Below are 10,348 nucleotides of genomic sequence, written 5' to 3'. Positions count from 1 at the left end.
TTACGTTTGCAAAACGACATCAATGTTCTAAGCCAGCTACGTTTAGGCCAAAAAGTCCACTTCAAGGCCAAAGAAGGCCAAGTGTTCGGGGTGGTTATCAAAATCAACAAGAAATCAGTGATGGTGGTCAGCGATGATAACCGCCAGTGGAAAATCCCACCAGGACTGGTGCAGATCATGAAAGACATCTAGCCAGGATGCTTGGCCGAAATCTATAAGGCGTCAATACGTCCTAAAATGGACGCTTACGTATTAACGGAGGTAAAAGGCAATTCATATCCTCAGTATAGATAAACCAGCAAAAGCACATGATAGTGATAATGCTCAAAAGGACTAAAGGTATCCATTTGGCAAGTGTTTTGTCGTTTAGATGACGGCGCATAATTAGAAACCATCCCCAAATCCACTGTCGAAATCGCAGCTAAATGTGTCGTTAGGCAATGACCAAGCATCATCGCTTATGCTGCTATTACACGTCGATGTGTCGGATTCAGTAATGCCAAATGGGTTGCCATGCACATCGACTCCTGTGTTACCTATCATAGGTGTGCCATCAATGTTTACGATCGGGCCGTTGTGATTATTGTCAGTCATGCTGTTATTCCTTTAGTGTGATTATGAGTAAAGCTCCTAAATTGACATTAATGAAAAAAAGCACTTTTTCAAGCATATTTTTCGCAATGGTGAACGAGAAAAATGTTGAGTGAGTTTTGTTGTTTTTCTTTCATTTTTTATCTTGTCTCGGACTTCACACTCACATTAGTGACGACATTTTAATGCTGAGCTTGCTGGTTGGCGTTAACAGAATGTGCTTTTGACGAGCAAAAATCGGTACGATTTTCTGCGACAAAAGTGCTTGTGATAACAAGCTTTCAAGCGCGGATTTGGGCGATTACGCAGTAATGGCTCAAAGGAGCACGCGCATGTACAGCTGGTCTGTACTAACCGCATTTTAGTTTTGCCTCAGCAAAATTTAGGGGTGAATTTGGCACAAATACACCGCTAAACCCCAGACTTTTCGTGAGAAAAGTGAGCGAGACGCGAGGGGGAATAAGATGGCACATCGCCCCCTCGACGTGAGCGGCGAAAATGCGGTTAGTACAGAGCGTAGCTCGGTGCATGCGCGTCTGATGTCGTGAAGTGCTAGAACGGAGTTCGTAAGCCAGCGTCGATGACGAGTCATCAGAGCTGGCGGGCGCTTCAGGGCATCTGAGTCGTTTGCGCAGCAAGTGACTCATCAGCCAAAGGCTGGCTTGGTAGCGATGTTCATCGCTATTTTCATTCCGATAGGATGAAAGCAGTTTATCGTGATGAAAATCTGCAATTATTCACTCAAAAATATCATCAATGCGTTAAATTTGTCCCCTCGATGGCTAGTTAATTGTACCCATTAAATCAAAGGTATTTTTAATGACATCACACAGTAGCGCAAAGGATAAATCGGTCGCGAATCTTCCACTTCGATACGACCCGTTTTTGAATTTCGATATGCAATATCGACCTGGCGTAAATAACAATAAAACGGGGAAAATCCGCCGCGAGTTCACCATGAAATTGGTGGCTCGATTTGGCCTGATTTCACCGAGTAACATTGCTTGGCTCTATGGCATCAGCCATCGGCAATCTCTGGAGCATTTAAATAAGCTTGTCCAAGAGCAACTGCTTTGCCTTGTTACTACCCATCGTTCCCACGATGGCCGTGTTTATACACTCACTTACAGTGGCGCAAAATACGCCGAAGAGTTACTGAATGTTGCAGTCTATTATCGTGCGAAAGAGCATCCGGCGCTGCAAGTGAACCAGAACACTTTAATGCACGACTTAATCATGCAGTTTGTGTTGTTGAAAGGCATCCATCATCACAAGCCCAACGGTGAGCCAAATCCGCTATGGTGTGCCATGATGACTGAACCCGAGTTTAAACGGCGTTTTACTCACAGCAGCGTGCGAAATGTGGATGGGATAGTGAGGGAGGTGGATGGAACCATTTGTGCCGTCGAAATGGAGCATTCCTTTAAGACAAAAGCCGCGCGGCAAACCATTTTATTGAAATGGCATGATGGAATAGGGCAAGGCTACTACGATAAGGTCATGCTGTTTTCTCAATCCTTGCACATTTTTAGCGACATTAAACGACTTCATGAGCAGCTCTATGAGGAGCTAACCACAAGGCCTGATAAAAAGACTCGTCAGCCTTTATTAACCGCGCAAGATGCGGCATCACTTAAGCAACGAATTATCTATCGTACTCTGCTGTGTGATGAACTCACCGAACGGTTTTATCGCTAACAAACAATCTCTAATTTCCAAAAACGACAAAAGGCACCTAAGTGCCTTTTGAAGGGTATACAAAGATTTTACAATGCATTACCAGTAGATGAAGTCGGCTGCACACTTTGGTACTGCCATCTGAAATAATAATTTATTTTATTATTTCAGCCTGTTAAGGCTTCATTGCGAGGTCGTCCCTGTTCCCCACATTGATAAGTAAGCACATCCTTGGGCAAATTAATCAGTTTATTGGATATTTATGATGAAATGTCCACGTTATTTGGTTTTGATGTAAAACACAAAAAAGATAATTACAGGGTAATTGCTGTTCTAACCCTAGGTTACTTAAGGGCTTTGTGGCAAACTCAATAACCAGAATATTCGGTTATCTATCTAGAGGGAATTGGATTAGTAATGGTCAACCATAACGCGAGCATCAATAAAGCAAAGTTAACCGAAACAGATATCATCACAAAGTTCATCATGCCTGCGGTAAAAAATGCGGGTTGGGATGATATGACGCAAATTCGCCAGGAGGTGAAGTTGCGTGATGGTAAGGTGATTGTGCGGGGTCAAATGGGCATGCGCACAACGGTTAAGTCAGCCGATATTGTGCTCTACCATAAACCGAGTATGCCGCTGGCGGTGATTGAGGCTAAAGCGAATAAGCATGAAGTCGGTAAGGGCATACAACAAGCACTCGATTATGCTCATTTGCTCGATGTTCCCTTTGTGTTTGCCTCTAACGGCGATGGTTTTATCTTCCACGACAAGACCAAACTAGGCACCCCAGAGGCTCACAACCTTGAATCCGAAATCCGCTTAGAAGATTTTCCTAGTCCTGAAGAACTCTGGGCTAAATATTGTATTTGGAAAGGTTATACCGCAGCGCAGTTACCTATCATTAACGAAGCCTATTACGATGACGGCACGGGTAAGCACCCGCGTTATTATCAGTTGCAAGCCATCAATAAAACCGTTGAAGCTATCTCATCGGGTAAAGATCGGGTATTGCTGGTGATGGCAACGGGCACAGGTAAAACCTACACAGCATTTCAAATCATTTGGCGGTTATGGAAATCCCGTGCCAAGAAACGCATTTTATTCCTCGCTGACCGTAATATTTTGGTCGATCAAACTCGCATAAACGATTTTCAGCCCTTTGGCACATCGATGACCAAAATTACTGGCCGAACAGTCGATCCTGCTTATGAAATCCATCTAGCACTTTATCAAGCACTGACTGGCCCTGATGAGAGTCAAAAAGCGTTTAAACAAGTCGCTCCAGACTTTTTTGACCTGATCATTATTGATGAATGTCATCGTGGCAGTGCCAGTGACGACAGCGCTTGGCGCGAAATTCTCGAGTATTTTAGCAGTGCCGCGCAAGTGGGCTTAACCGCAACCCCAAAAGAAACCGATGAGGTATCTAACTCTGATTATTTTGGCGATCCGCTTTACACCTATTCGCTCAAAGAAGGTATCGACGATGGTTTCTTAGCGCCTTATAAAGTGGTTCGTGTTGATATTGATGTGGACTTACAAGGCTGGCGACCCACAAAGGGCCAAATCGACAACAATGGCGAAGTGATCGAAGACAGGATCTATAACCAAAAAGACTTTGACCGCACTATGGTGATTGATGAGCGTACTCAGTTGGTGGCCGAAACCATAACTAACTACCTTAAACGCACCGATCCTATGGGTAAAACCATTGTTTTTTGCAACGATATTGATCACGCCGAACGGATGCGACGCGCACTTGCCAATCTTAACCCTGAGCAAATGGCGAAAAATGACAAATACGTTATGAAGATCACCGGTGATGATGAACTCGGCAAAGCCCAGCTGGATAACTTCATCAACCCTAAAAAGGCCTATCCGGTTATTGCGACCACCTCAGAACTCATGACCACAGGTGTCGATGCGAAAACCTGTAAGTTAGTAGTGCTCGATCAAAATATTCAATCCATGACCAAATTTAAGCAGATCATCGGTCGCGGCACTCGAATAGATGATAAATACAATAAGTTATGGTTTACCATTCTGGATTTCAAAAAGGCAACCGAGTTATTTGCCGACGAACGTTTTGATGGTACCCCTGAAAAAATCATTAAAGTGACGCCTGAAGACATTGAAGATGAAGACGTGGATATTGATGCCGCTGATGATGAACCAAACGAGGAAGATGTTCAGGGGGACATTCAAGATGAGCAACAAGGCGAAGGCCAAGACAACACCAAAAATGATCCTCAAGGCGATGGTAGCTTTGATGAAAGTGAATGGGACGAAGGCGAAACTCGTAAGGTTAACAAGTACCGCGTATCTGGCGTGACAGTCAGCAAAGTTGCCGAGCGGGTGCAGTATTACGACAGCGACGGCAAACTGGTCACTGAATCCTTTAAGGATTACACCCGTAAAACCATGGCGAAACAGTTCAGTTCGCTTGATGAGTTTGTCAGGCGTTGGAATGACGCTGACCGTAAACAAGCGGTCATCGATGAGCTGGCGCAAGAGGGGATTATTTGGTCAGCACTTGAGGAAGAAGTGGGTAAAGACATGGATCCCTTCGATATGATTTGCCATGTCGTGTACGACCAACCGCCGTTAACCCGCGCTGAACGGGCTAATAACGTTAAAAAACGCAATTATTTCACTAAATATTCCGACACGGCCCAAGCCGTACTCGAGAATTTATTGATAAAATACGCCGATGTGGGCGTGCAAGAAATTGAAAATCTGCAAGTGCTTAAAGTTCAGCCATTTAATGACATAGGCAGTTTAAGTGACATCATCAAAAAAGGCTTTGGTGGCAAACCCCAGTACGAACAAGCCATTAGTGAGTTAGAAGCCGAAATCTACCAAATAGCACAATAATTAGCCTAATAAGCAGTGCGTACTTTGGTGCGTTTTACTTACAACTAAAAATTAAGCGTTAAGCATTAAAAACGAAAAGAGAAATTTATGTCTATCAGTTCAGCCGTTAAATCTATTCAAGACATTATGCGTAAAGATGCCGGCGTCGATGGCGATGCCCAGCGACTAGGCCAAATGTCTTGGTTACTGTTCTTAAAAGTATTCGATGCCCAAGAAGAGCAGTTAGAGCTAGAACTCGATGATTACAGTACACCTATCCCGAGTGATTTTTTATGGCGTAATTGGGCTGCCGATAACGAAGGGATCACAGGTGACGAGCTGCTTGAATTTGTGAATGATGAGCTATTCCCTGATCTTAAAAATCTCACCGCCCCGATAGATAAAAATCCCCGCGGTTATGTGGTAAAAGCGGCGTTTTCAGATGCCTTTAACTACATGAAAAACGGCACGCTACTGCGTCAAGTCATCAATAAACTCAATGAAATCGACTTTACCGACTCAAAAGAGCGGCATTTGTTTGGTGATTTGTACGAGCAAATCTTAAAAGACTTACAAAGCGCGGGTAATGCAGGCGAGTTCTATACTCCGCGTGCCATCACCAAGTTTATTGTGGCCGTAACAGACCCAAAACTTGGCGAGTCGATTATGGATCCGGCCTGTGGCACCGGCGGCTTTTTGGCCTGTGCCTTTGATCATGTTAAAGCCAATTACGTCAAGACAGCGGATGATCACCAAACTCTGCAACAGCAAATTCATGGGGTAGAGAAAAAGCAATTACCGCACTTACTGTGTACCACCAACATGATGCTGCACGGTATTGAAGTGCCGGTACAAATTAAACACGGCAATACCTTAAACAAACCGTTATCAAGCTGGGATGAAGATATCGATGTCATCATCACCAACCCGCCTTTTGGCGGTACCGAAGAGGACGGGATTGAAAAAAACTTCCCTAGCGAGTTCCAAACCCGCGAAACTGCCGACTTATTCCTGCAGCTGATTATCGAAGTGCTTGCGCCTGCAACAAATGGCAAGGGCGGCCGCGCAGCCGTGGTATTGCCCGATGGCACCTTGTTTGGTGAAGGCGTTAAAACCAAAATTAAAAAAATGCTGCTCGAAGAATGTAATCTGCACACCATAGTGCGTTTACCTAACGGCGTATTTAATCCTTACACTGGCATTAAAACCAATATCCTGTTTTTCACTAAGGGCACGCCGACTAAACATGTCTGGTTTTACGAGCATCCCTACCCAGCAGGGGTGAAAAACTACAACAAAACCAAGCCCATGAAGTTCGAAGAGTTTGAGACAGAACTCGCGTGGTGGGGCGATGAAGCTGATGGTTTTGCAGCGCGGGTCGAAAACGAGCAAGCGTGGAAAGTCTCCATCGACGACATTATTGCCCGTAACTACAACCTCGATATTAAAAACCCCCATGTGGGCGAAGTGGTAAGCCACGATCCGCAAACCTTGTTAGCCGATTACGCCAAGCAACAAGCGGATATTCAAGCCTTGCGTGACCAACTCAAAGGCATCTTGTCTGCAGCATTATCGTCACCTTCGGCTGCATCAAAAGGTGAGGGCAAGTAATGGCTGATTTATCCATAACAGACACTCACGCTCGCAATATCAAAGCCACGCCAACGGCTGAAAATTTAATTACCACTCACCTTGATATTTGGACGACCGCCATTGAGCAAAAGTCTTCAGCAGGCCGTGGTAGCTCCAATAAGTTTTCGCTTTATGGCATCAAAAAACTGCGTGAATTGATTCTTGAACTCGCCGTGCGCGGTAAATTAGTGCCACAAGCTCCTAACGATGAACCCGCGTCAGTATTGCTAGAACGCATTGCGGCTGAAAAAGCGCAGTTGGTGAAAGATGGCAAGCTTAAAAATCAAAAGCCGTTGCCTGAGATTAGTGAAGATGAAAAGTCGTTTGAGCTCCCGAAAGGTTGGGAGTGGAGTCGACTCGGTGTTCTTTCTTACAAATTGACTGATGGTTCACATAATCCTGCTAGGGATAATGGTGATGGTTATCCGATGCTAAGTGGGCAAAATGTGAATTATGGGAGAATAGATTTCGATAATCCCTCTCGTTATGTTGATGAGCTTAATTTTGTAAAAGAAGACTCGAGGACTCAAATAGAGCCTAAAGATATACTTCTTACTATTGTCGGTTCGATTGGCCGTTCGGCAGTCGTGCCAACTAATGCTCCAAAATTTGTGCTTCAGCGCAGTGTTGCAGTTATCCAAACATGCCTAAAGCCAGAATTCCTATGCAACCAGTTTATTTCACCGATTTGCTTAAACTATTATGATGAACATGGCAAAGGTACTGCACAAAAGGGCATTTATTTAGGACAGTTATCTTTGATGCCAATTGCAGTTCCTCCACTCGAAGAACAACACCGTATCGTCGCTAAAGTCGATGAATTGATGCTATTGTGTGATGCCCTTGAAACGCAAACCGAAGCGAGCATTGCGGCACACCAAACCTTAGTTGAAACCCTGCTCAATGCGCTGCTACTGCCACAAACGGCTGCTAATACGGCAAGTCAATCTGATGTCAGTCTTGAACCGCAGCCTTTTACAAATAGCTTTGTTAAGGATTGGCAACGTGTTGCCGAGCACTTCGACACCTTATTCACTACTAGCGCCAGCATCGACACCCTAAAACAAACTATCCTCCAACTCGCCGTGATGGGTAAGCTAGTAAAACAAGACCCTAATGACGAACCTGCAGCCAAACTATTAGAGCGTATCGCCAAAGAAAAAGCCCAGCTGATCAAAGAGGGGAAAATCAAAAAGCAGAAGCCACTGGCCGTCATCACCGAAGAAGAAAAACCGTTTGAACTACCGAATGGGTGGGCGTGGAATAGAGTAGGCAATTACACATATGTATTTGCCGGAAACGCATTCAATAGTGGAGACTTTAATAACAAATTTGGAACTCGCGTGGTCAAAATTACCAATGCCGGTGTATGTGATTTTGTTGAAACAGAAGACTTTTTACCATCTGAATTTGCAGAAAAGTATACTCAATACCAAGTTATGCATGGAGATTTAATTTTAGCTTTAACTAGACCATACATATCAGCTGGTTTAAAGATAAGCATTTGCCCTAACAGTTATGATAAGTCTCTGCTCAATCAGCGTGTAGCAGCGATTCGATCTATCTATGATACAGGATTTACATTTTTATTTATGCGGAGCCCTATAGTCCTAGCCCACTATCAACAAAGGTTTGGAGGTTCAGGTTTGCAGCCAAATTTGAAAATGTCAGATGTCACAGAACTTTTTATTGCCATTCCTCCATTCGAAGAACAACAACGTATCGTCGCTAAAGTCGATGAACTAATGGCACTTTGCGATCAACTCAAAGCCCGTTTAGCGGATGCGCAAACCACTCAACTGCATCTCACCGACACCATCGTCGAACAGGCTATTTAACCACTTACCTTAACTACAGAAAGATATAAAATATATGGAAATATTAGAGAGTTTATTACGTAGCCTTAATACACAATCGGTCAGTAGTGCCATTTTAGTGTTGATGGCTTTAGTGTGTGCATTAGGGTTGTTTTTTACCAAACAAGCTAAGCAAGTTGAGTTTGTCAATTATGTACCGACCTTATTAACCACTATGGGGATTTTTGGTACATTTTTGGGCATTGTATTGGGCTTGTTAGATTTTAATCAGCTCGATATTGAAGCCAGTATTCCGCCTTTACTTGAAGGGTTGAAAACGGCCTTTATTACCAGTTTAGCGGGTATTTTGCTGTCGTTGGTTTTCAAAACATTAGCGACATTTTCTTTTTTGAGGCCTAAGCAGCTTGAAGAGAGTATTTCGCATGCTACGCCTGAAGCAATATTAGGTGCGATGCAGGCACAAGTTGCTGAAACCCGTACTTTAAAAGATGCGCTTGTGGGTAATGAAGAATCCACATTGTTTGGGCAACTTAAAATTCTGCGTGGCGATATTAATGACAATGCCAAATTGTCGGCAAAAAATCTGCAAGAACAATCCATTAAGCAACAAGAAAAGGTTGACGCATTTTCTGAGAAGCTTTGGCTTAAACTGCAAGACTTTGCTGATACGTTATCTAAATCTGCTACTGAGCAAGTGATAGAAGCCCTAAAGCAAGTGATTACAGATTTTAATAATAATTTAACTGAGCAGTTTGGCGATAACTTTAAGCAACTTAATGAGGCAGTGATTAAGCTTGTTGAATGGCAAGAAAACTACAAATTACAACTTGAGCAAATGCAGCAGCAATATGCCCAAGGTGTCGAGTCCATTTCAGCAACAGAGTCATCAGTTGCGCATATTAGTGAGCAAAGTAAAATCATCCCGCAATCTATGCATGAACTAAAAGGCGTAATGGAAGTTAATCAGCATCAATTGGCTGAGCTTGAACGTCATTTAGAAGCCTTTAAATTAATGCGTGATGAAGCAGTTGATGCATTGCCTACAATTAGAGCGCAAGTGCAAAGCACCGTAGAAGATATATCTGCGGCAGTGACTACTGCCAGTGACCATTACAAGTCACTTCTATCAGAGTCAGATGAATACATTAAAGCGCATGTCAAAACATCAAATGATCTACTAGAGAAGTTTGCTAGCGAAACTGAAAAAGGCATTAACAGTGTTGGTGTGCGCCTAATTGAAAGCTCGGATAAAATAGGCAAAGACATTGAAACCGCGGGTAATGAATTTACGGATAACACAGCCCGAACAAATGCAAGTTTGAAAACCACGTCAGATCACTTGCAATCTCAAACAGAAATCATTAAACAGCATTTACAAGATACTGTTACTGACTTAAACAGCACCATGCGAGACATGATTGAAAAGTTAGTCGCAGACGCTAAAGATATGACTTCCACAATGAAAGACGCAAACCAAAACTTAGTCACTGACACTGAGAATGTCCGTGACACCGTCGTTAAATCGTAAGCGTCCATTTTAGGACGTCCTATTCCCACTTAAGATCGCGCGATAAGCTGTGCACTCATCATTACAGGAGAGTGATATGGCAAAGCGAGCTTACCGCAACGCTGCACAATGGCAGCAATTAATCGACTTATGGCACACATCAGAGCTGAGCATCACTGAGTTTTGCCAAACCCATCAACTGAGCACCATGTCATTTTATAAATGGCGGCAACGTCTATCACCACAAACTGAGCAAGCTAATGTG

Annotated in this window: 8 protein-coding genes; 7 read left to right on the top strand and 1 reads right to left on the bottom strand. The window is 43.6% G+C overall.

Annotated elements, in window-relative coordinates:
* On the top strand, nucleotides 1-192 hold a 192-nt coding region (locus L5M10_RS22500), incomplete at its 5' end, for a transposase (protein WP_263192926.1).
* Between the two features lie 192 nt (nucleotides 193-384).
* On the opposite strand, the gene L5M10_RS22495 is transcribed toward L5M10_RS22500, so the two are convergent.
* On the bottom strand, nucleotides 385-594 hold the full coding sequence (locus tag L5M10_RS22495) for a hypothetical protein (RefSeq protein WP_220778090.1): 210 nt from the start codon (nucleotides 592-594) through the stop codon (nucleotides 385-387).
* Nucleotides 595-1,410: 816 nt separating this feature from the next.
* Between L5M10_RS22495 and L5M10_RS22490 the strand changes: the two genes are divergently transcribed.
* The 6 genes from L5M10_RS22490 to tnpA form a co-directional block, all read left to right on the top strand.
* Nucleotides 1,411-2,289: a hypothetical protein gene (locus tag L5M10_RS22490; RefSeq protein ID WP_107404673.1), complete on the top strand. Its 879-nt coding sequence runs from the start codon at nucleotides 1,411-1,413 to the stop codon at nucleotides 2,287-2,289.
* 396 nt (nucleotides 2,290-2,685) lie between these two features.
* On the top strand, nucleotides 2,686-5,148 hold the full coding sequence (gene hsdR, locus L5M10_RS22485; RefSeq protein WP_263255974.1) for an EcoAI/FtnUII family type I restriction enzme subunit R: 2,463 nt from the start codon (nucleotides 2,686-2,688) through the stop codon (nucleotides 5,146-5,148).
* Nucleotides 5,149-5,235: 87 nt separating this feature from the next.
* Complete coding sequence (locus tag L5M10_RS22480) at nucleotides 5,236-6,738, top strand: type I restriction-modification system subunit M (protein WP_263255972.1); 1,503 nt, start codon at nucleotides 5,236-5,238, stop codon at nucleotides 6,736-6,738.
* Nucleotides 6,738-8,597 carry a restriction endonuclease subunit S gene (locus L5M10_RS22475; RefSeq protein ID WP_263255970.1) on the top strand — a complete coding sequence of 620 codons (1,860 nt, stop codon included), beginning with the start codon at nucleotides 6,738-6,740 and terminating at the stop codon, nucleotides 8,595-8,597. Before L5M10_RS22480 ends, L5M10_RS22475 begins: the two co-directional genes overlap by 1 nt.
* Nucleotides 8,598-8,631: 34 nt before the next feature.
* Nucleotides 8,632-10,104: a hypothetical protein gene (locus L5M10_RS22470; protein WP_263255969.1), complete on the top strand. Its 1,473-nt coding sequence runs from the start codon at nucleotides 8,632-8,634 to the stop codon at nucleotides 10,102-10,104.
* A 76-nt stretch (nucleotides 10,105-10,180) separates the two neighbouring features.
* The coding region (gene tnpA, locus L5M10_RS24245; RefSeq protein WP_411569098.1) for an IS66 family insertion sequence element accessory protein TnpA at nucleotides 10,181-10,348 on the top strand (168 nt) is incomplete at its 3' end.

It is taken from the genome of Shewanella sp. SM32 (assembly GCF_025654235.1).
Lineage (GTDB): Bacteria > Pseudomonadota > Gammaproteobacteria > Enterobacterales > Shewanellaceae > Shewanella > Shewanella oncorhynchi.
The sequence above is the reverse complement of the archived record's forward strand: the minus strand, read 5'-3'. Positions and strand labels throughout refer to the sequence as shown.